The 21,280-nt window shown below is 69.6% G+C and carries 24 protein-coding genes; 12 read left to right on the top strand and 12 right to left on the bottom strand.

What is annotated here, in order from left to right; translation table 11 throughout:
• Window positions 1-68: 68 nt before the first annotated feature.
• The 3 genes from ACHAAJ_RS07595 to ACHAAJ_RS07605 all read left to right on the top strand — a co-directional run bounded on the left by ACHAAJ_RS07595 (window position 69) and on the right by ACHAAJ_RS07605 (window position 1,010).
• Window positions 69-335 (top strand): SAP domain-containing protein, encoded by a 267-nt coding sequence (locus ACHAAJ_RS07595; protein ID WP_435727429.1) that lies wholly within the window; start codon window positions 69-71, stop codon window positions 333-335.
• Between the two features lie 65 nt (window positions 336-400).
• On the top strand, window positions 401-694 hold the full coding sequence (locus tag ACHAAJ_RS07600) for a hypothetical protein (protein WP_435727431.1): 294 nt from the start codon (window positions 401-403) through the stop codon (window positions 692-694).
• Window positions 681-1,010: a hypothetical protein gene (locus ACHAAJ_RS07605; RefSeq protein ID WP_435727433.1), complete on the top strand. Its 330-nt coding sequence runs from the start codon at window positions 681-683 to the stop codon at window positions 1,008-1,010. The genes ACHAAJ_RS07600 and ACHAAJ_RS07605 overlap by 14 nt, the downstream gene beginning before the upstream one ends.
• 60 nt (window positions 1,011-1,070) lie before the next feature.
• On the opposite strand, the gene ACHAAJ_RS07610 is transcribed toward ACHAAJ_RS07605, so the two are convergent.
• Both ACHAAJ_RS07610 and ku read right to left on the bottom strand, forming a co-directional pair.
• A complete protein-coding gene (locus ACHAAJ_RS07610) occupies window positions 1,071-2,051 on the bottom strand; it encodes a DNA topoisomerase IB (RefSeq protein WP_435727434.1) in 981 nt (326 codons plus the stop codon).
• Window positions 2,052-2,939, bottom strand: coding sequence for a non-homologous end joining protein Ku (gene ku / locus ACHAAJ_RS07615; protein WP_435727436.1), 888 nt, complete (start codon window positions 2,937-2,939; stop codon window positions 2,052-2,054).
• A gap of 268 nt (window positions 2,940-3,207) precedes the next feature.
• Between ku and ACHAAJ_RS07620 the strand changes: the two genes are divergently transcribed.
• Together ACHAAJ_RS07620 and ACHAAJ_RS07625 are read left to right on the top strand one after the other, a co-directional pair.
• On the top strand, window positions 3,208-5,859 hold the full coding sequence (locus tag ACHAAJ_RS07620) for an ATP-dependent DNA ligase (RefSeq protein ID WP_435727437.1): 2,652 nt from the start codon (window positions 3,208-3,210) through the stop codon (window positions 5,857-5,859).
• A gap of 86 nt (window positions 5,860-5,945) precedes the next feature.
• Window positions 5,946-6,875, top strand: a complete 930-nt coding sequence (locus ACHAAJ_RS07625; protein WP_435727439.1) for an SDR family oxidoreductase — start codon at window positions 5,946-5,948, stop codon at window positions 6,873-6,875.
• 45 nt (window positions 6,876-6,920) lie between these two features.
• On the opposite strand, the gene ACHAAJ_RS07630 is transcribed toward ACHAAJ_RS07625, so the two are convergent.
• The gene (locus tag ACHAAJ_RS07630; protein ID WP_435727441.1) at window positions 6,921-7,472 is read right to left on the bottom strand and encodes a cysteine hydrolase family protein; all 552 of its coding nucleotides are present in this window, start codon (window positions 7,470-7,472) and stop codon (window positions 6,921-6,923) included.
• 172 nt (window positions 7,473-7,644) lie between these two features.
• On the opposite strand from ACHAAJ_RS07630, the gene ACHAAJ_RS07635 reads away from it, so the two are divergent.
• Window positions 7,645-7,929 carry a hypothetical protein gene (locus ACHAAJ_RS07635; protein WP_435727443.1) on the top strand — a complete coding sequence of 95 codons (285 nt, stop codon included), beginning with the start codon at window positions 7,645-7,647 and terminating at the stop codon, window positions 7,927-7,929.
• Between the two features lie 75 nt (window positions 7,930-8,004).
• Window positions 8,005-8,625 (top strand): FMN reductase, encoded by a 621-nt coding sequence (locus tag ACHAAJ_RS07640; RefSeq protein WP_435727444.1) that lies wholly within the window; start codon window positions 8,005-8,007, stop codon window positions 8,623-8,625.
• 100 nt (window positions 8,626-8,725) lie between these two features.
• Here the strand turns inward: ACHAAJ_RS07640 and ACHAAJ_RS07645 are convergent, their stop codons facing one another.
• Both ACHAAJ_RS07645 and ACHAAJ_RS07650 read right to left on the bottom strand, forming a co-directional pair.
• Complete coding sequence (locus ACHAAJ_RS07645) at window positions 8,726-8,920, bottom strand: CsbD family protein (protein ID WP_435727446.1); 195 nt, start codon at window positions 8,918-8,920, stop codon at window positions 8,726-8,728.
• Window positions 8,921-9,006: 86 nt separating this feature from the next.
• Window positions 9,007-9,567: a Dps family protein gene (locus tag ACHAAJ_RS07650; RefSeq protein WP_435727448.1), complete on the bottom strand. Its 561-nt coding sequence runs from the start codon at window positions 9,565-9,567 to the stop codon at window positions 9,007-9,009.
• Between the two features lie 156 nt (window positions 9,568-9,723).
• Between ACHAAJ_RS07650 and ACHAAJ_RS07655 the strand changes: the two genes are divergently transcribed.
• On the top strand, window positions 9,724-9,948 hold the full coding sequence (locus ACHAAJ_RS07655; RefSeq protein ID WP_435727450.1) for a hypothetical protein: 225 nt from the start codon (window positions 9,724-9,726) through the stop codon (window positions 9,946-9,948).
• Here the strand turns inward: ACHAAJ_RS07655 and ACHAAJ_RS07660 are convergent.
• Window positions 9,939-11,144, bottom strand: a complete 1,206-nt coding sequence (locus tag ACHAAJ_RS07660; RefSeq protein ID WP_435727452.1) for a MalY/PatB family protein — start codon at window positions 11,142-11,144, stop codon at window positions 9,939-9,941. The genes ACHAAJ_RS07655 and ACHAAJ_RS07660 overlap by 10 nt on opposite strands.
• Before the next feature lie 64 nt (window positions 11,145-11,208).
• Between ACHAAJ_RS07660 and ACHAAJ_RS07665 the strand changes: the two genes are divergently transcribed.
• A complete protein-coding gene (locus ACHAAJ_RS07665; protein ID WP_435727453.1) occupies window positions 11,209-11,736 on the top strand; it encodes a DUF6328 family protein in 528 nt (175 codons plus the stop codon).
• A gap of 16 nt (window positions 11,737-11,752) precedes the next feature.
• On the opposite strand, the gene ACHAAJ_RS07670 is transcribed toward ACHAAJ_RS07665, so the two are convergent.
• The 3 genes from ACHAAJ_RS07670 to ACHAAJ_RS07680 are packed head-to-tail and all read right to left on the bottom strand — an operon-like array spanning window position 11,753 to window position 15,308.
• A complete protein-coding gene (locus ACHAAJ_RS07670) occupies window positions 11,753-12,544 on the bottom strand; it encodes an IclR family transcriptional regulator domain-containing protein (protein WP_435727455.1) in 792 nt (263 codons plus the stop codon).
• 5 nt (window positions 12,545-12,549) lie between these two features.
• Window positions 12,550-14,433, bottom strand: coding sequence for a bifunctional sugar phosphate isomerase/epimerase/4-hydroxyphenylpyruvate dioxygenase family protein (locus tag ACHAAJ_RS07675; RefSeq protein WP_435727457.1), 1,884 nt, complete (start codon window positions 14,431-14,433; stop codon window positions 12,550-12,552).
• 2 nt (window positions 14,434-14,435) lie between these two features.
• Complete coding sequence (locus ACHAAJ_RS07680) at window positions 14,436-15,308, bottom strand: shikimate dehydrogenase (RefSeq protein WP_435727459.1); 873 nt, start codon at window positions 15,306-15,308, stop codon at window positions 14,436-14,438.
• Window positions 15,309-15,475: 167 nt separating this feature from the next.
• On the opposite strand from ACHAAJ_RS07680, the gene ACHAAJ_RS07685 reads away from it, so the two are divergent.
• Window positions 15,476-16,822 (top strand): MFS transporter, encoded by a 1,347-nt coding sequence (locus ACHAAJ_RS07685; RefSeq protein WP_435727461.1) that lies wholly within the window; start codon window positions 15,476-15,478, stop codon window positions 16,820-16,822.
• 30 nt (window positions 16,823-16,852) lie between these two features.
• On the opposite strand, the gene ACHAAJ_RS07690 is transcribed toward ACHAAJ_RS07685, so the two are convergent.
• The gene (locus tag ACHAAJ_RS07690; RefSeq protein WP_435727463.1) at window positions 16,853-18,031 is read right to left on the bottom strand and encodes a glycosyltransferase family 4 protein; all 1,179 of its coding nucleotides are present in this window, start codon (window positions 18,029-18,031) and stop codon (window positions 16,853-16,855) included.
• An 86-nt stretch (window positions 18,032-18,117) separates the two neighbouring features.
• On the opposite strand from ACHAAJ_RS07690, the gene ACHAAJ_RS07695 reads away from it, so the two are divergent.
• The gene (locus tag ACHAAJ_RS07695; RefSeq protein ID WP_435727465.1) at window positions 18,118-18,867 is read left to right on the top strand and encodes a sulfite exporter TauE/SafE family protein; all 750 of its coding nucleotides are present in this window, start codon (window positions 18,118-18,120) and stop codon (window positions 18,865-18,867) included.
• 167 nt (window positions 18,868-19,034) lie between these two features.
• Entirely contained in the window at window positions 19,035-20,285 is a 1,251-nt protein-coding gene (locus ACHAAJ_RS07700) for a cell division protein PerM (RefSeq protein ID WP_435727605.1), read from the top strand.
• A gap of 18 nt (window positions 20,286-20,303) precedes the next feature.
• Here the strand turns inward: ACHAAJ_RS07700 and ACHAAJ_RS07705 are convergent, their stop codons facing one another.
• Together ACHAAJ_RS07705 and ACHAAJ_RS07710 are read right to left on the bottom strand one after the other, a co-directional pair.
• Complete coding sequence (locus ACHAAJ_RS07705) at window positions 20,304-20,825, bottom strand: DinB family protein (RefSeq protein ID WP_435727467.1); 522 nt, start codon at window positions 20,823-20,825, stop codon at window positions 20,304-20,306.
• Window positions 20,822-21,229 (bottom strand): hypothetical protein, encoded by a 408-nt coding sequence (locus tag ACHAAJ_RS07710; protein ID WP_435727469.1) that lies wholly within the window; start codon window positions 21,227-21,229, stop codon window positions 20,822-20,824. Before ACHAAJ_RS07710 ends, ACHAAJ_RS07705 begins: the two co-directional genes overlap by 4 nt.
• Window positions 21,230-21,280 lie beyond the last annotated feature (51 nt).

The following is a 21,280-nucleotide window of genomic DNA, read 5'->3' on the forward strand; positions in this document are numbered from 1 at the left end:
AATAACCCTTGACCACGGCCTGACCAGTGTGACTACGCTTGGGGCACCGAGAAAACGGAGGTGGTGAGATGGCCGAAGACCGGAATCCCAGCATCAAGGACGAGGACCTGTACGAGAAGCTCCGAGACGAGGGCAACTCGAAACAGAAGTCCGCACGGATCGCCAACGCGGCGGCCCGCGACGGGCGCGACGAGGTGGGCGAACGCGGTGGTGAGCACGGCAGCTACGAGGACTGGACCGTGGACGAGCTCAAGGACCGCGCGAAGGAGATAGGCCTCCACGGCTACTCGGACAAGAACAAAGGCGACCTCATTAAGGCCCTGCGGAATTCGTGACGTCGTGATTCGCCGGACCCAAGGGGCCCCAACAGGGAGCGCCATCAACCAGAGGAGCTGAACCCATGGAAGAGCCAGATGCCTCGCTCGACCGATCGAACCACCCGCCCAACCCGCAGACCGAGCCGGTGGACACGCAGCCGCGCGGCCTGTTGCTGTTCGGTGTCGGACTGGCGGTTGCCCTGCTGTTCGGGATCTACCTGTGGATCCGCGCCAGCGACGAAGGGGGCACGCTCGCCAGTCCGATTTGGATCGGCGTGGCGTTCGGCCTGATCATGGCCGGATTCGGGCTCTACCGGCGCCTGACCGGGCCCAGCAAGTTGGACTTCGCCAAAGGAGGAACGAATGTCAGTGAATGACGCACCGGAGAACGTGCCGCCAACCCTCGAGGACGCCCCCGAGGCGGAACCGTTGGACGGCCGCGACTCGCAGCCGGTTCCGGAGGGTTCCTCCGACGATCCCCGGACCCTCGAGGCGGACGATCCGCTCCGGGATCCCGAACTGCTGGTCGACGAGGACGGACCGCTGCCGGAGCCGCTGCCCGAGGACGAGGTGGAGGAGTTGCGCGAGGGCGCGCCGGGGGAGTCCTATGAGGAGGACTCGCTGCCGGACGGGAGCGGAAACGACGCCGCCCGGGAAAAGCAGCCTGACCCGGACCGCTTCGACGCCGGATAGGTTCTACCGCCGCCGCGAAGACGTCCGCCGCCGACCCGAAGCCGGCCGCGGACGTCTTGGCTATGCCTTGCCGTCGGTGAGGAGGCGCAGCACGGCCCGGTCGGCCTGGCGCGTGAAGTCGGCGGCCCGTCCCTGTTCGAAGTGTTTGACGACGCGCGGGTCCACATACGCGTCGCGCGCCACGGCCGGGGTGTTGTGGAGCCAGTTCGCGGCGTCCTGGATGGCCGCGGCGACGGCCGTTGGCGAGCTGTCCCCGGCCCGGAGGGACCGGGCGAGCGACCGCGCCGCCACCACGGTGCCCTGCCAGGTGCGGAAGTCCTTCGCCGAAATGTGCGCCGAGGCCGCGTCCGCGAGGTACCCGTTGATGTCCGTGTCGCTGACGCCCTGCCAGCGCTTGCGCCGCCCAGCGACCACCGGGTAGCAAATGGCCGGCGACGCGCGCGGGGTCTTCGGCACCATGGCCAGAAACGAGGCGAGCGCCGCATCCTCCACGGCGACGTCCCAATCCCCGCCGGACTTGCCGCGGAACACCAGGCGCACCAAATCGCCCTCGAGAGTGACGTGGCGGCGCTGGACGGTGGACGCCCCGAACGACCCGTTCTCCTCGGCGTAGGCCGCCCCGCCGACCCGCAGCCCCGCCCGGTCCAGCAACCGCACCGCGGCTGCCAACGCGCGACGGCGGGGATCCGCCTCCTGCGCGAGATCACGGGTGACGGTGCGGCGCACGGCGGGCAGGGATTGGGCGAACGACAGCGATCGCGTGAACTTCTCGGCGTCGCGCAATTCGCGCCACCGCGGGTGGTACAGGTACTGCGTCCTGCCCGCGACGTCGGTCCCGGTGGCCTGGATGTGGGCATTGGCCTGCGGCGCGATCCAGACGTCCGTCCACGCGGGCGGGATGGCGAGCCCGCGGATGCGCTCCAGCGTGGACTCGGACGTGACCCGGCGGCCGTTGGCGGACTTGTAGGTGAACCCCTTCCCGGCACGGCGGCGGGAGATCCCGGGGCTGCCCGGCTGGACCCGGACCAGGCGTGGCGCCACCTACGCGCCCTTCTTCCTGGCGGTCTTTTCCCTGGACTGCGGGCTGGACTGTGAGGTGGACTTTGCCCCTGGCTTCGACTTTGATTTGGACCGCTTGCCCTCGATGCTGCGCTTGAGGGCCTCCATTAGGTCGATCACGTCTCCGGATCCTTCTCCGGATTCCTCCTTGGCAGCCTCGGCATCGCCGAAGGTCGCGTCCGTGTCCAGCGAGTCCCCGCGCTTGAGCTTTTCCTCGATGAGCAGCCGCAGCTCCTTCTGGTATTCGTCCTCGTACTCCAGCGGCGAGAAGTCCCCGGCGAACTGCTCCACCAGCATCGCGGACATCTTGAGTTCCTGATCGCTGATCTTCGCCCGGGACTTGGTGGCGGGGAAGTCCACCTCGCGGACCTCGTCGCCCCACAGCATCGCCTGCAGGACCAGCACCTTGCCGCGCACGCGCAACGCCCCGAGCCGGGTCTTCTGCCGCAGGGCGAACTTCACGATGGCGGTCAGCTCGGTGTCCTCGAGGGTCTTGCGGAGCAACAGGTAGGCCTTCGGGGACTTGGAGTCCGGCTCCAGGTAGTAGCTGCGCTCCAGCATGATCGGATCGATCTGCCCGTTCGGAACGAACTGCACCACCTCGATCTCGCGGCTCTTCTCCGCCGGCAGCGAGTCGAAGTCATCGCCCGTGAGCACCACGGTGCGCTCGCCGTCGTCGTACGCCTTTTGGATGTTCGAGTACTCGACCTTCTCGCCACACACCTCGCAGCGGCGCTGGTAGCGGATGCGTCCGCCGTCGGCGTCGTGGACCTGGTGGAGCTGGACGTCGTGGTCCTCGATGGCGCCGTAGGCCTTCACCGGGACGTTGACGAGCCCGAACGCGACGGCGCCGGTCCAGATCGCGCGCATCGTCTAGGCCCCCGCCGTCGTGGTGCGCGCCGGCGAGGAAGCCCGCGGCTCTTCGATGGTGTGCGGGTTCCGCTGGACGTTGCTGATCCGTGCCACGGCATGCCTCCTCGGGGATCGGTGGAACAGACCATACCGTTTTTCCCGTGCGTTGTAATCGGGAGGGGACGGGCGTACCCACCGGCCGTGACCCTAGCGACGGGGCGTCGGAGGCGGCACAGTGGGAGCAGCAGCGGGAACGGCAGCGGGAGCGAGGGAAGGGAGTCCCCACATGGGCGCATCCTCGGGTGGCCAAATGGTCGACGTGGCCGGCCGCCGGCTGAAGGTCACCAACCTGGACAAGGTGCTTTACCCCGAAACGGGGACCACAAAGGCCGACGTCCTGCGTTACTACGCCGAGGTGGCGCACGTCCTGGTGCCGCAGGCGGCGTTGCGCCCGGCCACGCGCAAGCGGTGGGTCAGCGGGGTCGGCACCGCGGAGGAACCCGGGCAGGTGTTCTTCCGCAAGGACCTGGAGGACTCCGCGCCGGAGTGGGTGCCGCGGGCAGGGATCCAGCACAAGGACCACGTCAACACGTACCCGCTGGTCAACGACCCGGCGGTGCTGGCGTGGTTCAGCCAGGTCGCCGCTTTGGAGATCCACGTGCCGCAGTGGCGCTTCTCCCGCGAGCACGAGCCGCTGAATCCGGACCGGATGGTGCTGGACTTGGATCCAGGCGAGGGAGCGGGACTGGCGGAGTGCGCCGAGGTGGCACTATTGTGCCGCGGATTGCTCGCCGACATGGGTCTGGAAGCGGTTCCGGTGACGTCCGGCTCCAAGGGGATCCACTTGTACGCACCGCTCGATGGCCGGCACACCACCGAGCAGGTGTCCGAGGTGGCCCACGAATTGGCGCGCTCGCTCGAGACGGACCACCCGGACCTCGTGGTCTCTTCGATGAAGAAGGTCCTGCGGACAGGCAAGGTGCTGGTGGACTGGAGCCAGAACAACGGGAACAAGACGACCATCTGCCCGTACTCGCTGCGCGGCCGATCGCACCCGACCGTCGCGGCGCCGAGGACCTGGGAGGAGATCCAAGACCCGAAGCTGCGGCAACTGGACCTCGACGAAGTCCTCGAGCGGGTGGCCGGCGGACTCGATCCGATCGCGGACCAGGGCTGGCACGGGGCGGCCGCCGGGCGCGCGTCGGACGGCGACGACCCCGGCGCCGGCGGGTCCGGAACCGGCCGGGCCGGTGCCGGCGGGTCCGACGGGACGCTGGCAGACCGGCTGGCCACGTACCGCGGGATGCGCGACGCCGCGAAGACGCCCGAACCCGTTCCCGCGGAGCCCCCGGCGGCGCGGGAACTGGCGGAAGGGGAGCTGGCGACGTTCGTGGTCCAGGAGCACCACGCCCGGCGGCTGCACTGGGACTTCCGGCTGGAGCACTCCGGCGTCCTGGTCTCGTGGGCCGTTCCCAAGGGCCCGCCGCTCGATCCCAGCGAGAACCGGCTGGCCGTGATGACGGAGGACCACCCGCTGGACTATGGCGGCTTCGAGGGCAGCATCCCCAAGGGCGAGTACGGGGCCGGGGACGTGACCATCTGGGACGCCGGCACCTACGAACTGGAGAAGTGGCGGGAGGGCAAGGAGGTCATCGTGGTGCTCCACGGCCGCTCGGACGGCGGGTTCGGCGGGGTCCCGCGCCGCTACGCGCTCATCAACGCCCCGGGGATGGGAGACAAGAAGAACTGGCTCATCCACCTGATGAAGGAGCAGCCTGAACCGGGGGCGAAGCCCGGGCAGACCGCGCAGCGGCACCCGGGGCGGCACCATGCGGGAGGCGGCGTCCGCGGCACCCGGGGAAGAACCGCCTCCGCCCCGTCCGGCGCGCGGCCGGAAGACGCGGAGGCGGTGGAGGCGGACCCGGGGGAGCTGCCGGAACCGATGTTGGCCACGGCTGGGAAGGCCGGGCGACTGGATCCCGACGAGGACTGGGCCTTTGAGATGAAATGGGACGGCGTGCGCGCGATCGCCGGCGTCTGCGGCGGCCGGGTGACGCTGGTCAGCCGCAACGGCAACGACATGACGCGGCTGTACCCGGAACTCCAGGAACTCGCCGGGCTGGGGGCCGGGGGAGCGGACCTGGAGGGCGCGGTGTTCGACGGGGAGATCGTCGCCCTGAACGGCAAGCACCGCCCCAGCTTCGGCCTGCTGCAGTCGCGCATGAAGCTCGCCACCGACCGGGAGATCGCGGCGGCCGCGGAGAAGGTGCCCGTCCACCTCATGGTCTTCGACGCGCTGCGGCTTCCCGCGGAGGGCGACGGCGTCGACGGCGGTGGCACACCGCGCGCTCTGATGCGCACCGGCTACCGCGACCGGCGCCGCGAGCTGTTTGCCGCCGTCGTGCCCGGAAAACACGTCCACCTGCCGGACGCGCACACCGGCGCCGTGGAGGACGCGATCGAATCGAGCCTGGAGCTCGGGCTCGAGGGCGTCATCGCCAAGAAGGCCGACGGGACCTACACGCCCGGCAGGCGCAGCCGCAACTGGGTCAAGATCAAGAACGAGTCGCACCAGGAGGTGGTCGTTATCGGCTGGCGGCGCGGCGCGGGCGGCCGGTCCGGGGGCATCGGATCGCTGCTGGTGGCCGTGAACGACGGCGGCTCGCTGACCTACGCGGGCCGCGTGGGCACGGGCTTCAGCGACGCGGACCTGCGCGACGCCGCGAAGCGCCTGGCGCGGCTGGAGCGCAAGACGCCCGCGGCCGACGGCGTCCCGGATGCGGACCGGCGCGACGCGGTCTGGGTCAGTCCCAGTCTGGTCGGGGAGGTCAGGTACGCCGAACGCACGGACTCCGGCCGGCTGCGGCACGCGGTCTGGCGGGGGTGGCGCCCCGACAAGGACGCCGCCGACGTCCAATGGGAGACTTCCGGTCGCTGACCGACCCCATCCGTTGCCTGCGGCGTGGCTTTCACCTAGCGTCGGATTGGCCAGCAGCAACGCCACGACCCACGAGGAGATCCTCCATGGACGACATGCGCACGCCCAATACGCGGGAGAACGACGGCGGCCAACTCACGCTGGACAATCCGGTCGAGCGCCACCCGAAGATCTCCCCGCCCAAGCAGGACCAGCCCGAACCCGGTCTCGACGCCAAGCTGGAGCCGCGCGCGGACCACGGCGAGACGTCCTACGTCGGCACGGGACGGCTGCGCGGGCGCAAGGCGCTGGTGACCGGCGGTGATTCCGGCATCGGCGCGGCCGTGGCCATTGCCTTCGCCCGCGAGGGCGCCGACGTCGCGATCGCCTACCTGCCGGCCGAGGAGCAGGACGCGCGCGCCATCATCTCGCTCATCGAGGCCGAGGGACGGATCGGGATCGGCTTCCCGGGGGACCTGATGGACGCCGACTACCGGGCGGGACTGGCCGACGAGGCCGCCCAGGCGCTCGGCGGGCTGGACGTGCTGGTCAACAACGCCGGGAAACAGATCAGTATCGACAACCTGGAGGACCTCGACGAGGAACAGGTGATGCAGTCGTTCACGGTCAACATCGTGGCCATGTTCACGATCACCCGGGCCGCGCTCAAGCACCTGCCCGAGGGCGCGTCCATCATCAACACGACGTCGATCCAGGCCTACGACCCCTCGCCCAACCTCCTGGACTACGCCTCCACCAAGGCGGCCATCAACAACTTCAGCAAGGGCCTCGCGCAGCAGCTGGCGCCCCGCGGGATCCGGGTGAATGCCGTGGCACCCGGGCCCATCTGGACCCCGTTGCAGGTGTCCGACGGCCAGCCGAAGGACAAGCTCCCCTCGTTCGGCCAGGACACCCCGCTGGGGCGCGCCGGGCAGCCCGTGGAGCTGGCACCGGCGTACGTTTTCCTGGCGTCCGCCGAGTCCAGCTACGTGGCGGGCGAGACGCTCAACGTCAACGGAGGCAAGCCCTCGCCGTAACCGCGGTGGGATACCCGGTGCCCCGGGGCCGGGACGACGGATGGATCAGCGGACCCATTCGCGCAGCTCGTCGAGGGTGAGCATGGGCTGGCGTTGTTCGTCCCGGAGCAGCTCCAGCGCCTGCCATCCCCGATCGGTGTCGGTGGAGCCGATGGCTTCCCGGGCGTAGGCGACCCTGAAGTCGTGTCCGAACGCGTCGGCCCCGGTCCGCGCGACGCAGTTCTGCCCGGACACGCCGGCCAACACGAGCCGGCTGACGCCCTGAAGCCGCAACCTCTGCGCCAGTTCGGTCCCGTGGAAGGCGCTGTCGCGGATCTTCACGAGCCGGTGGGCGCCCTCCGTGTCCAGCCCGGGCAGGAACGCGGCCTGGTCGGAACCTGGGAACATGAAGCCCTGGTCGTCGTCAAGCATGTTGAGGGTCCAGGTGGACCGTTCGGGGTCGTGCTCGGTGGCGACCATGTACACGGGCAGTTTCGACGAGCGGGCGAACCCCAGCAGGCGGTTGGTCGCGGCCACGAGTTCGGCCTCCCGGCCGGCCAACGCGGGGTCCTCGAAGTACCCCCGCTGCATGTCGATCACCAAGATGGCCGTCTCCATCGATCCTCCTCTGTTGTGGCGTACGTCCACCACTACTACGGATGGGCGCCGGGCGCGATGGGAACGTACCCCAATCGGTATGCGGAGCCCTTGAAAGGGGCTGGCGGCGGGCCTACCGTGGAGATACCAGCCGGTTGCACGGCGACCGGCCCGGCACGCGAAGGAGCGAACCATGGGACACGGTCAACTTGCAGCGGCGGGCGGCAGAAGCCAACACGGTTTCCGTCCCAGGCACGTACACGTACCGGGCACGGTCCTGGCCGGTTGGGGGCTGGTGGTCCTGATTCTCTGCGCGGCCTTCAGCGCCATCGGCCTGGGCGGCACCGATTCCTCCGGGGTCCTGTTCTTCGGGATGTTCGCCGGCATCGGCATGATCTCCTACGGTGTCTACCGGGGGGTCGGAGGCTTCGGAACGCCCGGCGGCACGCCGGACAACGCCGCCGATCCCCGGGATTGACCGCCCGCGGGAATGAAAACCACCCGCTGTGGGTTTTATATGCAAACGCATGAACCCACAGTGAGGAACCGCAACATGTCCAAGTCGATCATCGTCATCTCCGGCGGACTCGGAGTCCCGTCCACCAGCCGCATGCTTGGCGACCAAATCGCCGAATCCACGCGCTCAGCGCTGGCGGACCGCGGCGTCGAGGCCGAGGTCACCGTCGTCGAACTCCGGGACTACGCCGTGGACATCGCCAACAACATGGTGGCCCGCTACGCGGCGCCCCGGCTCGCCGAAGTCATCGGGAAGGTAACGGGCGCCGACGCCGTCGTCGCCGTGAGCCCGGTGTTCACGGCATCGGTCAGCGGGCTCTTCAAGTCGTTCCTCGACGTGTTGGACCCGAAGGCATTCGAGGACAAACCCGTGGTGGTCGCGGCGACCGGCGGAAGCGCGCGCCACAGCATGGTCCTGGACTACGTGATGCGGCCGATTTTCGGCTACCTGCGAGCCGCGATCATGCCCACCGGAGTGTTCGCCTCCCCGGAGGACTGGGGCGGGGACACGGGGCACGGGCAGCTTTCTGACCGAACCACCCGGGCGGGCCGCGAATTGGCACTGGCCGTGGAGGGCGCGTCCGCGGAGAAACGGGCGGACACGCGTATGGACTCGCTGCCGTTCGAGCAGCTCCTCGGCAACATCACCCCCGCTTAGCGCCCGGCGGGCCGCACGCCGCACACCCGCACGCATCCTGCACACCACGGGAGAGGCCGCCCCGGATTTTCCGGGACGGCCTCTCTAGCGGTGGGTCGGCCTACTTCCGGAAGCCGTCCCGGACGTCGTTGGCGGCGTCCTTGACGTGCTCGCCGGCCTGCTTGGTGTTCGCCGAGAGCTGGTCGGACTGGCCCTCCGCCTCGAGACGCTCGTTGTCGGTGGCGTCGCCGACCGACTCCTTGGCCTTGCCCTTGGCCTCTTCGGCCTTGTTCGAAATCTTGTCATCCAAACCCATCACGGGCTCCTTTCGTAGATTCAACGAGGAGGCCGATGCCCCCGCGTCCGAACGGTGTTGTTTCGGTTTCTTGAGACGGCGGCGCGTTACTTCGACTTGGCGGCGGCCGCCTTTTCGGTGGTGGCACCGGCGTCGGACAGCTGGCCGTCGCCGCTCTCCAGGTGCGATCGCATGAACCACTGGAACAGTTCCAGCGCGGCCGTTTGGGAGATGAGCATGTCCTCGGCGATGGGATCGATCTCCCCGACCGTCTCGATCGCCTCGCGGTGGCTGGAGATGACCCCGGTGTAGACGATGTCCAGCGCGGCCAGGTGCTCTCCCGTCGTGGCGCGGCCAATCGAATAGTCGTCCCAGTCGCGGGCCTTGACCAAGGCGCCGGCCAATCCGTTCGGGGCGACGCCCATGGTGGCCACGCGCTCGGCGGTCTCGTCGATCATGCCGCGGACCAGTTCGATTTGCGGGTCCAGCATCTCGTGGACCCCGATGAAGTCGCGTCCCACCACGTTCCAGTGCGCGTGCTTGAGGGTGAGTTGGAGATCGTTGAGCGCATGCAGCCGGGTCTGTAGGATGTCGGCCACCTTGTGGCCTTCCTCCACTCCGAGTCCGGGAACCGTGAATGCTGCCTTGGTGCCGTTTTTGGCGACCATCAGAACCTCCTCGCGTTCGCGCCGCCCCGTTGGCGGCCGTCTGGACTCACGTTACGTTTCGGCCACTCGAAGATCTAGGGATATCGCTTGTCGCTAAATCCGGCGTTTGAGCGCCACCCGGGCAACGTGTCGGTGGCCGCCGATAGCGTGTGCTAAGTGAACAAGGTGGATGTGGGGAAGGCGCTGGCGATGCTGCGGCTGGCCGACGCCGAGCTCACGGCCGCGCGGGACCGTCCGGTAGCCGCCGGAACCCCGGCCGCCGCCGGAGGCCCGGGCGAAACCCAGGGCGGACGACGCCGGAGGCTGTCGTTGCGCGCGTGGGCGCCGTCCTACTTCGAGGACTTCGAGCCGGACTTCTGGCCCGCGGGATATCAGAGGTAGTCGTCGATGTCGCCCGAGTCGTTGATGTCGCAGCCGTCGACGGCCGCTCCCATCCGGTGGACCATGGCCTCGAGCACGGGCCGCGGCGTCGCGAAGTTGAGCCGGACGTAACCGCGTCCCGATTCCCCGCAATCGGTTCCGCGTACCGTGGCGACGCCCGCCTGGTGCCGGAAGAACCGGGCGGGGTTGCGGCCCAGCCGCAGCCGGGAGACATCGACCCACGCGAGGTACGTGGCCTCCGGCTCGATGTAGCGAGCCGCGGGAAGGTGCTTGTGGATCAGGTTGCCGAGGAGCTTCCGGTTGCCGTCGAGGTAGTCCACCACACCGCCGAGCCAGGAGGCGCCGCCGTCGTACGCGGCCGCCGTGGCCGCGAGGCCCACGTTCGCCGCGCCGTTCTCCACCGTGCCGCCGATCGCGCCCCAGAGGAGGCGGTCGACGTCGTTCGTGAGGACCAGCTGCGCGCACTTGAGCCCGGGCAGGTTGAAGGCCTTGCTGGCCGATATGCCCGTCACGCTATGAGCGGAGGACGCGTCGTTGACCGTGGCGTAGGGGATGTGCACGGCCCCGCCGAAGACCAGCGGGGAGTGCACCTCGTCGGCGTAGACCCGCGACCCCGTGGCGTCGACGAGGGTGCTGATCCGCTCCAGTTCGGCGCGCGAATAGACCTTGCCGATGGGGTTGTGCGGGTTGACCAGGACCAGGAGCGCGCCGCCCGCGAGGGCCTCTTCGAGCGCCGGCCAGTCGATGTCCCAGGTGGAATCCGACTGCACCATGTCCACGTGGATGGTCCGGCGGCCGAAGCGCCCTGGGGCGTCCAGGAACGGCATGTAGGCGGGGGTCAACAGGACCACAGGGGCGTCGGGCCTGTGGGTGGGGGAGAAATGCAGTATCGCGGCCTCGAGCCCGGTCATGACGGTGGGCAGCGGACGTACCTGCGCGGCGTCGACGACCCAGCCGTGGCGCGCGGCGAGCCAGGCCGCCGTCGCCTCCTGCAGGGAGCGGACCAGGCGGGGCGGGGCGTAGCCGAGGAGACCGGAGCGGACCGTTTCGGCCGCGGCGTCGGCAACCCCCGGAGCGGTCCCGAAGTCCATTTCCGCGACCCACGCGCCGATCATGTCCGGGTAGCCGGTCCATTTCAGCGAGCCGCCGCGGCGCAGCTCGTCGGAGGTGATCCGGTCGTACGGGTGCGGCTCCATGGGGACAGCATACGTACTCGAGGTTGCGGGACGAATGCGCACGCGTTTCCGGTAGCTTGTCCACATGGACACAGACGATCGGGGACGGCGGAACGCCCAGGGCCGCCCGGAGACGTTCGAGGAGAAGCTGGACCGCAACTGGAACGACCTGCTGCAGGAACTGCGCGTGATGCAGACGGGCGCGCAGATCTTCACCGCGTTCCTGATGACGCTGCCTTTCCAGCAGCGCTTCGAGGACCTCAGCGACTACCAGCGGGTGTTCTATGTGGTGCTTTTGTCCTTCTCGGCGCTGCTGACGGGCCTCATCACCGCGCCGGTGGCGATCCACCGACGGTTCTTCGGCAAACGCGTGAAGGAGACCACGGTGACGAGCGGGCACCGGATCGTCAAGACCGCGGTGGTGTGCGTCGGGATCATGGTCAGCGCCACCGTGTGGTTCATCGTCGACGTGATGTTCGGCTCGACGGTCGCGGCCTACATCGGGGGCGGCGTGACGCTCCTGGTGCTGTTCCTCCTGGTGGTGTTCCCGCTGCTCCTCAAACCCAAGGCGACGCCGTCCACCGTCAACGACCGGCGCGACGGCATCGGCTGATCGGCGGACGCGCGGCCTACCGCGTGCGTCCGCCGAAATCCTCCGCGATGCGGCGGGCGGTCTCGAGCAGGGCTGGCAGCAGTTCGTCCTCCACCGAGACCTTGCCCATGCGCCCGCCCTGGATGGAGATGTTGAGGGCCGCCACGACCTCGTCGCCGCGGCGGACCGGCACGGCCAACCCGCGCAGGCCGTCGTCGAGCTCCTGCGAAACCAGGCTCCAGCCCTGCCGGCGCACCTTCTCGATCTCGGTCCGCAACTGCTCGATGGTTCCCAGCGTGTTGCTGGTGTAGCTGGTCAGCACCGTCTGGCGGTAGAAGTCCTCGCGGGCCTCCTGGGGCAAAGCCGACACCAGGACACGGCCCATCGACGTCACCCACGCGGGCATGCGGTTGCCGATGTTCATGGTCACGGTGTGCAGCCGCGGAGCCGCCACGCGGGCCACGTAGATGGCGTCCTGGCCATCGAGGGTGCTCAGCGTCGCCGTCTCGTCGAGGCGGTGGGCCAGCTCGGTCAGGTGGGGGCGGGCGATCCCGGGCAGGCTCAACCCGGCCAGGTAGCCGGCCCCGATGTCCAGCACCCGGGGGGTCTGCCGGAATCCGTTGCCCTCCAGGGAGAGGTAGCCGAGGTCGCTCAGGGTGAGGAGGAACCTGCGCGCGGCCGCCCGGCTGAGGTCGGCCGCCTCTGCCACCTGCGTGACGGTCAGCAGCGGCTCGTCCGCGGTGAACGCCAGCAGCACGCTCAGCGCCTTCTCCGCCGACTTCACGTAATAGTCAGGCTGTCCCTCGTCCCGCGACTGCTCCGCCACCATACTCCCTAGATCCTTGTCCGTTGGCCGCGGCGCAAACGGTTCCGCTCGAACTGGGCGGCCAGCCGCACCGGCGCATTCGGCGCGCCGTAGCCATCGTACCCGTCGCGCCGTTCGACGACCTCGAGGAACATTTCGCCGGTCGTCTCGGTGTAGAAGTGCAGGAACTCTCCGTGTTCGTCGCGGTCGTACAGCAGGTCCAGGCCCCGCAGGAGCTCGATCGTTTCCGCCGGAAGCGGGAACCGCGCGGCCAGGTCCTCGTAGTAGTTGTCCGGGACCTGCAGGAAGTCCATGCCCGCGGCCTGGGCTCGCCGGGCGACCGCGACGATGTCCGAAGTCCGGAACGCCACGTGTTCCGGATACGACGGCGGCGCCTCCCCGGCCGTGTCCAGCACCTGCGGCACGATGTTCAGCGCCAGCCGCACCGACCCGTCCCGCGTGCGCATGACCTGGCTGCGGACCAGACCCAGCGGACTCGGGACCTCGGTGGGGGGACGGGTGTCCAGCCGCAGGGCGCTCTCGTAGAACAGGACCGCCTCGTCGAACGCCTTCCACGGCTGGGCGAGGTTCACGTGGTCCACGGACAGGATCAGCGGATCCGCCGAGCCGTCGGGCACGGCGTCCCCGGCCGGCAGGCCGAACTCGCCCATCCACCGCGGGGCGGACTCGGCGGGGCAGTAGAAGACCTCGGTGCCGTCCGGGGCGTTCACGCCGGCGAGCGGCTGCTCGTCCACGGTGTTGTGGCGCGAGACCGGCCGGGCGCGCAGGCCGACGGCGCGCCGCACGCCCACGTCCGGCTCAGCCACCTGGAAGCCCAGAGCGGAAATCGTCGGCGCCGTCCCCCGCGCGCGCTGCCCGTTGATGCAGATCCGCGCCTCGCCCTGCGTCCACAGCTGCACCGGTTTGCGGCGGTGCTGGCCACGAAACTCGAAGCCCAACTGCGCGAGCATCTGCGCGACCTCGTCCGGGGAGTCCGTGCGGATCTCGGCGAAGTCGAACCCGCTCGGCGCCTTCACCGCGGGCAGCGAGGCGAGGTCCATGGGCGGAACGACGGCGGCGCCGCCCGTCTCGCCCGACAGCAGCTCGGCGGTGCGGTCCTGAAGCCACAACAGGGACCGCAGGGCGTCGACGGCGGTGCGCTCCACGTTGGACTGGCGGAACGTGTCGTTGAAGATCTCCAGGGAGACCGGCCCGGAGTAGCCCGCGCGGACCAGATGCCCGAGGAACGCGGGAAGGTCGAATCCGCCCTGACCCGGGAACACGCGGTAATGGCGGCTCCACGAAAGGATGTCCATGGCCAGGACCGGGGCGTCCGCCAGCTGGACGAAGAAGATCTTCGCCGGGTCGATGTCCTCGATGCCGGCGGGGTCGTCACCGCGGGACAGGATGTGGAAGCTGTCCAGGCACGTCCCGACCGCGGGGTGGTCCGCCAGGTCGACGATCCGCTGGGCGTGGCGGTAGGTGTTCACGAACTTCCCCCACGCGAGCGCCTCGTAGGCGATGCGCACGCCGAACCGCTGTGCCAGCTCCCCGAGCCGGCGCAGTTGGGCGGCCATTACGGCGTCGTCGTTGATGGTCGCAGTCGCGACGTTGCTGCACACCAGCATGGTTTCCACCCCGAGCCGGTTCATGAGCCGGAACTTGGCTTCCGCCCGGCGCAGGTTCTCCTCCAGCAACTCCTCGGGCACGCCGTCGAAGTCGCGGAAGGGCTGGTACAGGTCCAGCGTCAGGCCCAGCCGGTCCGCCAGCGCGCGGACCTCCTGAGGGGACATCGGACTGACGACGAGGTCCTGCTCGAAGATCTCGATGCCGTCGAAGCCGGCCCGGGCGCAGGCCAGCATCTTGTCCTCGAGGGTCCCGCTGATGCAGACGGTCGCGATGGAGGTGCGCATGCTCAGAGGCCCTTCGCCAAGAGATCCAGGAAGTGCGCTCGCATCCGCCCGGCGTCCGGTTCCCGTCCCGTGATCAGGCGGAACGCGTCGACGGCCTGGCCGACCGCCATGTGGCCGCCGTCGAGCACCCGGCACCCGATGTCCCGCGCCGCGCGCACGAGTTCCGTGTCCACGGGGCGGTAGACGACTTCGGCAACCCAGTGCCGCGCTTCAAGCAGCGCGGCGTCCACGGGCATGCCGGGGTGCTGGTGCATCCCCACCGGAGTCGCGTGGACGAACCCGTCGGCCGCGGCGAGCTCGGCGGCGATGGCGTCGGGGGAGTGGGCCTGGACCGTGCGGTCCGGGAACTGCGCCGCCAGCGCGTCGCTGCGCTCCCGGGTGCGCTCGGCGTCCACATCGATGAGCGTCAGGTGGCGCACGCCCGAGGCCAGGAGCGCATAGGCAACGGCGGCGCCGGCGCCGCCCGCTCCCAGCTGCACCACGCGGCCGAGTTCCGCGTCCGGGAGGCCGCCGCGCAGGGCGCCCGCGAAACCGGAGAAGTCGGTGTTCTCGCCGTGGAACCTTTTCCCGCGGACCAACACGGTGTTGACTGCACCCAGGCGCTCGGCATCGGCCGAAACCGTGTCCAGGTGCCGCAGCACCTCCTGCTTGCACGGATGCGTGACGTTGAAGGCATTGAAGCCCAGGTCGCGGCCCGCGCGCAGGAGCTCGCCGACGTCGGTCCCCGGCCGGCCGATGGCGGACAGGTCGACCGGCCGGTACAGGTAGCGCAAACCCTGCGCGTCGGCCTCGGCCTCGTGCATGGGCGGGGTGAGCGACGGCGTGACGCCGTCGCCGATCAGACCGATCAGGTACGACTCTCCAAAAGTGCTCACCGTGTGTCCTATTCCCCGGACGCAAACGGTCCGGTGTTGCCAAGGGGTGTGACGTAGCTCTAGTCTAGACCTAATTGTACGCATTCCGTACAGCTGTGCGAATACCGCGCAACCGGAAAACCCGGGCCGGCGTTCCCCACGTCGGCCCCCACAGCCAAGGAGACACCATGACCCACGAAAGCCATGCGACGCCGCCGTCGCCGGAGGTGGAGGAAACCGCGGGCCGCACGCCGGTGAAGGCGGCACTGGCCAGCTTCATGGGCAGCGCGGTCGAGTACTACGACTTCTTCATCTTCGGCGCGGCCGCCGCGCTGATCTTCCCGACCGTCTTCTTCCCGGACGCCGGCGCCAACGCGACCGTCATGTCCCTGGCGACCTTCGGCTTCGCCTACATAGCCCGCCCGGTGGGCGCAGTGATCCTCGGCCACTTCGGCGACCGGATCGGACGCCAGAAGGTCCTGATGTTCACCCTGGTCCTGATGGGGGTGGCGACCTTCATGATCGGTTGCCTGCCCACCTTCGACCAGGTCGGCTGGCTCGCCCCGGTACTCCTGGTGCTTGCCCGCCTGATGCAGGGCCTCTCCGCCGCCGGCGAGCAGGCCGGCGCCAGTTCGCTGACCTTGGAGCACGCCCCGGACAGCCGCCGCTCGTTTTTCACCTCCTGGACCCTCACCGGTACCCAGGGCGGGCAGATCCTCGCCGCGCTGGTCTTCGTCCCCGTCGTCGCGCTCCCGGACGAGATCAAGTTCGGCATCGGCTGGCGCATCCCGTTCTGGCTGTCCGCCGTCGTCGTCATCGTGACCTACTTCATTCGCCGGTCGCTGCACGAGACCCCGGAGTTCGAACACGCGAAGGCCAACAACGAGATCGTCAAGCTCCCGGTAGGCGTGCTGCTCAAGAACCACTGGCGCGACGTCCTGCGCGTGGTGCTGTGCGCCTTCATCGCCGCCGTTTCCACCGTCTACGGGACGCTCGCCATCACGTACGGCAAGGAGGTCGGCGACGTGGATTCCTCCATCACGCTTTGGCTCGTGGTGGCCGGCAACGTGGTGGCGCTGTTCACCCAGCCCCTGTTCGGCATGCTCGCGGACCGCATCGGTCGCAAGCCGGTGTTCATCTACGGCGCCCTGATGAGCGCGGTGATCATGCCGTTCTACCTGCTGTCCATGGAGTCCGGAAACACCCTGCTGCAGTTCACGCTGTCCATTTGCGTGTTCTCCTTCGCCTACGCCGCGGCCAATGCGACGTGGCCGTCCTTCTACGCCGAGATGTTCAGCTCCAAGGTCCGGTTCTCGGGCCTCGCGATCGGAACCCAGCTGGGCTTCCTGATGGCCGGCTTCGCGCCGTCGATCGTCGCCGCCCTGGGCGGCATCCAGGAGGGCGGCTGGGTGCGGATCAGCATCTTCACGGCGATCATCGCGCTGGTTTCCGCGGGGTCGGCGCTCACCGCGCGCGAAAGCTACCGGATTCCGACGTCGGAGCTCGGCCTGAAGAAGGCGTCCGTCGGCGTCTAGCCGCAGTCATTGCCGGCACGAGGCCCTCGTCTACCGTCCGATGTAGCCGAGGGCCTCGGCGTGGAGTTGGCGGGACTTGACGTCGATCGCCCGCCGGTAGTGGCCCAGCAGCTCCTCGCAGAGCGCCTCCCACGTCCGCCCCTGCACCGACGCGTGGGCCGCAGCCCCGAACGCGGCCCGCTTCGCGTCGTCGTACAGCAGGTCGCGGGCACGGGCGGCCAGGTCCTCGAGGTCCCCCGGCGCGTAAACCCAACCCGTGCGCGAGGAGTCGACCAGGTCCAGCGGGCCGCCGCGGCCGACGGCGACCACGGGAACGCCCGCGGCCATAGCCTCCTGAATGGTCTGGCAGAACGTCTCCGACTCGCCCGGATGCACGAACAGGTCGAAGCTGGCGACCATCTCGGCGAGCTCGTCGCCGCCGAGGAATCCCGCGAAGTGCGCGTTCGGGAGCTTCGCGCGGAGCTGGTCCTTCAGCGGGCCCGAGCCGACGACGACCAGCCGCGTGTCCGGCAGGGCGTCCAGGACGGCGAGGTCCTCCACCTGTTTCTCCGCCGCCAGCCGGCCCACGAACCCGATCAGCCGTTCGCCCCGCGGCGCCAGCCGGGCACGCAGGGCGTCCGAGCGCCGGCCCGGGTGGAACCGCCGCGCGTCCACGCCCCGCCGCCACATCCGCACCCGGGGCACCCCGGCGTCCCGCAGCTGGCCCATGGAATAGGAGCTCGGCACGAGGTTCAGCGTGGAGGCCCCGTGCATCGCGCCCACGTGCGTCCACAGCAGCTGCTCCAGCCAAGGCGCCCCGTAGCGGGCCGCGTACGCGGGGATCTCCGTCTGGTAGACGGAGACGGTCGGCAGGCCCAGCTGCTCGGCGGCTTGGATCGCGCGCCAGCCCAAAACGAACGGGCTCGCGACGTGCACCACGTCCGGGGCGTAGTCCGCGAGCAGGCGCCGCACGCGGGACACCGTCCCGGCCGCGACGCGCACGTTCGGGTAGCCGTTCAGCGCCAGCGAGGGGAGGCGTGCGACGTCGTACCCCTGGACCGAGTCCGGCGCAGGCTTCGCCGCCCAGGCGGGGCCGGACCAGGACGACGCCGGCGCGATCACCAGCGCGTCGTGGCCCTCGCGGCGCAGATGCGCCAGCAGTTGGAGCACCGAATGGGTGACACCGTTCATGTGCGGAAGGAAGGACTCTGCGACGACTGCGATCTTCACCCCACCAGCGTCGCCACCGGCGGTGAAGCCCGCATGAACTGGAGCCCCAGGACGGGTGAACGTTGCCGGGCCGGTAGTCTTGCCCGGTGGATTCCGGAATGCTGGTGCTGGTGCTGGGCCTGATCGTCGTCGGCGCCGTGGCGCAGCGGGTAGCCGGGATCGGCTTTGCCCTGCTGGTTTCGCCGTTCCTCGTGATCCTGCTGGGGCCCCATGCTGGTGTTCTCCTGATCAACATCTGCGGCGTCGTGTCCTCGGCGCTGATCGCCCCGCGCGTCTGGCGGGACATCGACTGGTCGGTCTTCCGCTGGTTTACGGTCGCTAGCCTCGCCGGATCGATTCCGGGCGCGATCCTGGCGGGGCTCCTGCCGTCATCCACCCTGTCCATCACGGTCGGCGCCGTGGTGCTGGTGGCGTTGGTGTTGTCCCTGGTATTGAGCCGGGCGGACGTCGTGGTGAGCGGCAACGGCCCGCGCGCCGTCGCGGGGGCCCTGTCCGGACTGACCAACTCGATGGCGGGCGTCGGCGGACCCGCGGTCAGCGCCTACGCGATTCTCGCGCGCTGGGAACAACGTCCCTTCGCCGCAACCCTGCAACCGTTCTTCGTCGTCATCGGCATCGTCGCGATCGCCACCAAACTCGTCGCGGATCCGTCCCAGATGCCGGCCGTCGAGCCGTGGGCGTGGGCGCTGATCGTCGTCGCGATCGTGGCGGGGATCTTCGGCGGGGAGGTGCTGCAGCGCCACGTGCGGGACCGGCACGCCCGGCTGTTCGTGATCTGCGTCGCATTCCTCGGCGCGATCGCCGCGCTGGCCAAGGGACTGCTCGAGGCGTTCTGACCCGTTCGCGCGCGGCGCCGCGTCGCTGGGCACCGCCGCGCACGATCGGTGGCACGATTGAGTCGATGAAAGACCAGCGACTGCCCCACCGGAACCACGCCGAACGCGCCGACCGTGCGCGCGGTTACGCGGCGTCCCTGCGCACCGCGCTGCGCGACGGGCTGCCCATGCCGCTGTGGCTGCAGGGCGGCCTGGAGTTCCTGCAGAGCGCGTTTCTCTCGGCGGTCCTGGTGGTGGTACCGCTCGTGGTCGTGTGGTTCGCCGGCGGGTTCGCGGACCGTACGCTCGATTCGCTGTTCAAGCTGGCGGGCCAGGTCTGGCTGGCCATCCACGGCGTCCCGCTGGGACTGGTGGTGCCGGCCGGCGATTCGTCCGCCGAGCCCCTGTCCGGCACCCTCTCGATCGTCCCCCTGGGACTGGCGCTCATACCGTTCTTCCTCTCGTGGCGGGCGGGGCGGCGCATCGCCCGCGCCTGCTACACCGACCAACTCCGGCAGGGCATCGCCGGAGCGCTGGTCGCCTACCTGCTGTTCGGGCTGGCCACGGGATACTCCGTGGACACCGAGGAGGTCTCGGTGAACCTGGCGGCGGCCGCCCTGGTGCCGCTCGTCGCGGCCGGTGCCGGCGTCGTCGTCGGAGCCTACCGGGAGGCGGGCTCGTGGGGCCGGCTGATCGGCGTCGACGTGGCCGCGTGGATCGCCAGGGCCAGCCAGCATTCGCGCTGGGCCGGCTCCTACGTGTGGGCCGTGCTCCGTGCCGGCGCCATCGGCTACGTGGCGGCCCTGTCGTTGGCATGCGTGGTGTTGGCCATCAACCTGGGCCTCCACTGGGTGGAGATATCCAACGTCTACCAGCAGCTGCGCGGTGGACCGGTCGGGGGAACGGTGCTGACCGTGGGCCAGTTGGGCATCCTGCCCAACCTCGCGGCGTGGACGCTGGCCTGGATCAGCGGGGGAGGATTCACTCTGGGCGTGGGAAGCACGTTGAGCACGCTGCAGACGACTGTCGGGCCGCTGCCGGCGATTCCCGTGCTCGCCGCGCTGCCCACCGGCGCGCTGGACTCCGCCTGGCTCTTCATGCTGGTCCCCGTGCTGGCCGGGGTGGTGGCCGGATGGTGGTTCCTGCGCGAGGGAGAGAACCATCTGGACGACTGGATCTCCATCAAGAACAAGACCCGCTGGCTGACGCTGGCCGCCTCCACGCTGGCGCTCGGGTTGTTCATCGGGGCGACGGCCGGCCTCTTGTCGGTGCTCGGCAGTTGGCTTTCCGGCGGGTCGCTCGGCATCGGCCGGCTGACCGAGATCGGCCCGAACCTCTGGATGACGGCCCTGATGCTGGGTGCCGAGATCTGCATCGGCACGGTCGTTGGATACCTCGTGGCGCCGGTCTTCGAACGCGACCCCGTCCTGGAGGACTAGCTGGCGGGAGCGCCGAAGCTATGCGCCGACGTCGTGCAGGTGGTGGGCCACGTCGTGCCAGGCGTAGCGCCCGAGCGTCTGGACCGTGAACTGCGACCCGTTGCCGCGCTTCCCCGGACGCACCAGCTCCCGCCGCAGCACCGCGTCGAGCGCGTCCGCGAAACCGCGGCCCGCTGCGGAGAGCTGCGTGATGACGGCGTGCGGATCCTGTCCGGCGTAGTCGTCCTCGATGGCCGTCTCGTCCTGGTCCCAGTCGGGAAAGGCCGGCGCCTCGCGGGTCAGCATCAGGTCCAGCCGGTAGTGCATCACGCGGAAAACGTCGCGCACGTGCGCGCCGTACTCGAGCGTGCTCCACACGTTGGGCGCGGGCCGGGCGGCGACGTCGGCGCGGGACAGCGCCTCCTGCCAGCGCGGGAGCGACGAGCGGACCTCGGCCGCGACGTCCTGCGGCGACAGCGCCGAGACGTCCACGCCGCACTCCGGGCATTCCCGTTCGATGGTCCAGGTCCAGTCCTTGGTGTCCGGTGTCCAATCGCTCATGTGCCGAGAATCCCTTCCATGTTCCTGAGTTTGTCCTGGTAGTCGCGCTGGCACTGGCTCTGCGCGCGCTCGGTCACGGAGTTGTGCACGCACTGTTCGTAGTCCGACGTCGGACCGTAGAACAGCGATTGGACGCCGGTGGAGAGCGTGAAGAGCAGGCAGGCGAGGGTCGCCAGCGGGATGATGGCCCGCATGAAGCCGGGCACCTGCGCCCGGAAGACCTTGATCGTCGCGATCGTGCCGACCACGACGCCGGCCAGGCCGAGCGCCACGGCCGCGAGTTTCCACGGCAGGGCGGCTCCGGCGGCCAGGTAGGCGCCCAGCATCAGGACGATGGCGGTGCGGACCCACGCGGAGACGCTTCGGTACGCCTGGGCCGCTGAGTCCTTTGATGGCGCCGTCATGTTTCCAGCCTAGCGCTGGGCCGCTCCTGCCTGGTGCGCGCCGCTCCGTCC

The organism is Arthrobacter arnarulunnguaqae (genome assembly GCF_051262515.1).
In the GTDB taxonomy this organism is placed as follows: Bacteria; Actinomycetota; Actinomycetes; order Actinomycetales; family Micrococcaceae; genus Arthrobacter_N.

What these genes read in the sequence shown, in the direction of transcription:
- ACHAAJ_RS07595 (WP_435727429.1), top strand. Translation starts at nt 69, where the DNA reads ATGGCCGAAGACCGGAATCCCAGCATCAAGGACGAGGACCTGTACGAG.
- ACHAAJ_RS07600 (WP_435727431.1), top strand. Translation starts at nt 401, where the DNA reads ATGGAAGAGCCAGATGCCTCGCTCGACCGATCGAACCACCCGCCCAAC.
- ACHAAJ_RS07605 (WP_435727433.1), top strand. Translation starts at nt 681, where the DNA reads ATGTCAGTGAATGACGCACCGGAGAACGTGCCGCCAACCCTCGAGGAC.
- ku (WP_435727436.1), bottom strand. Translation starts at nt 2,939, where the DNA reads ATGCGCGCGATCTGGACCGGCGCCGTCGCGTTCGGGCTCGTCAACGTC.
- ACHAAJ_RS07620 (WP_435727437.1), top strand. Translation starts at nt 3,208, where the DNA reads ATGGGCGCATCCTCGGGTGGCCAAATGGTCGACGTGGCCGGCCGCCGG.
- ACHAAJ_RS07625 (WP_435727439.1), top strand. Translation starts at nt 5,946, where the DNA reads ATGGACGACATGCGCACGCCCAATACGCGGGAGAACGACGGCGGCCAA.
- ACHAAJ_RS07630 (WP_435727441.1), bottom strand. Translation starts at nt 7,472, where the DNA reads ATGGAGACGGCCATCTTGGTGATCGACATGCAGCGGGGGTACTTCGAG.
- ACHAAJ_RS07635 (WP_435727443.1), top strand. Translation starts at nt 7,645, where the DNA reads ATGGGACACGGTCAACTTGCAGCGGCGGGCGGCAGAAGCCAACACGGT.
- ACHAAJ_RS07640 (WP_435727444.1), top strand. Translation starts at nt 8,005, where the DNA reads ATGTCCAAGTCGATCATCGTCATCTCCGGCGGACTCGGAGTCCCGTCC.
- ACHAAJ_RS07645 (WP_435727446.1), bottom strand. Translation starts at nt 8,920, where the DNA reads ATGGGTTTGGATGACAAGATTTCGAACAAGGCCGAAGAGGCCAAGGGC.
- ACHAAJ_RS07650 (WP_435727448.1), bottom strand. Translation starts at nt 9,567, where the DNA reads ATGGTCGCCAAAAACGGCACCAAGGCAGCATTCACGGTTCCCGGACTC.
- ACHAAJ_RS07660 (WP_435727452.1), bottom strand. Translation starts at nt 11,144, where the DNA reads ATGGAGCCGCACCCGTACGACCGGATCACCTCCGACGAGCTGCGCCGC.
- ACHAAJ_RS07665 (WP_435727453.1), top strand. Translation starts at nt 11,209, where the DNA reads ATGGACACAGACGATCGGGGACGGCGGAACGCCCAGGGCCGCCCGGAG.
- ACHAAJ_RS07670 (WP_435727455.1), bottom strand. Translation starts at nt 12,544, where the DNA reads ATGGTGGCGGAGCAGTCGCGGGACGAGGGACAGCCTGACTATTACGTG.
- ACHAAJ_RS07675 (WP_435727457.1), bottom strand. Translation starts at nt 14,433, where the DNA reads ATGCGCACCTCCATCGCGACCGTCTGCATCAGCGGGACCCTCGAGGAC.
- ACHAAJ_RS07685 (WP_435727461.1), top strand. Translation starts at nt 15,476, where the DNA reads ATGACCCACGAAAGCCATGCGACGCCGCCGTCGCCGGAGGTGGAGGAA.
- ACHAAJ_RS07700 (WP_435727605.1), top strand. Translation starts at nt 19,035, where the DNA reads ATGCCGCTGTGGCTGCAGGGCGGCCTGGAGTTCCTGCAGAGCGCGTTT.
- ACHAAJ_RS07705 (WP_435727467.1), bottom strand. Translation starts at nt 20,825, where the DNA reads ATGAGCGATTGGACACCGGACACCAAGGACTGGACCTGGACCATCGAA.
- ACHAAJ_RS07710 (WP_435727469.1), bottom strand. Translation starts at nt 21,229, where the DNA reads ATGACGGCGCCATCAAAGGACTCAGCGGCCCAGGCGTACCGAAGCGTC.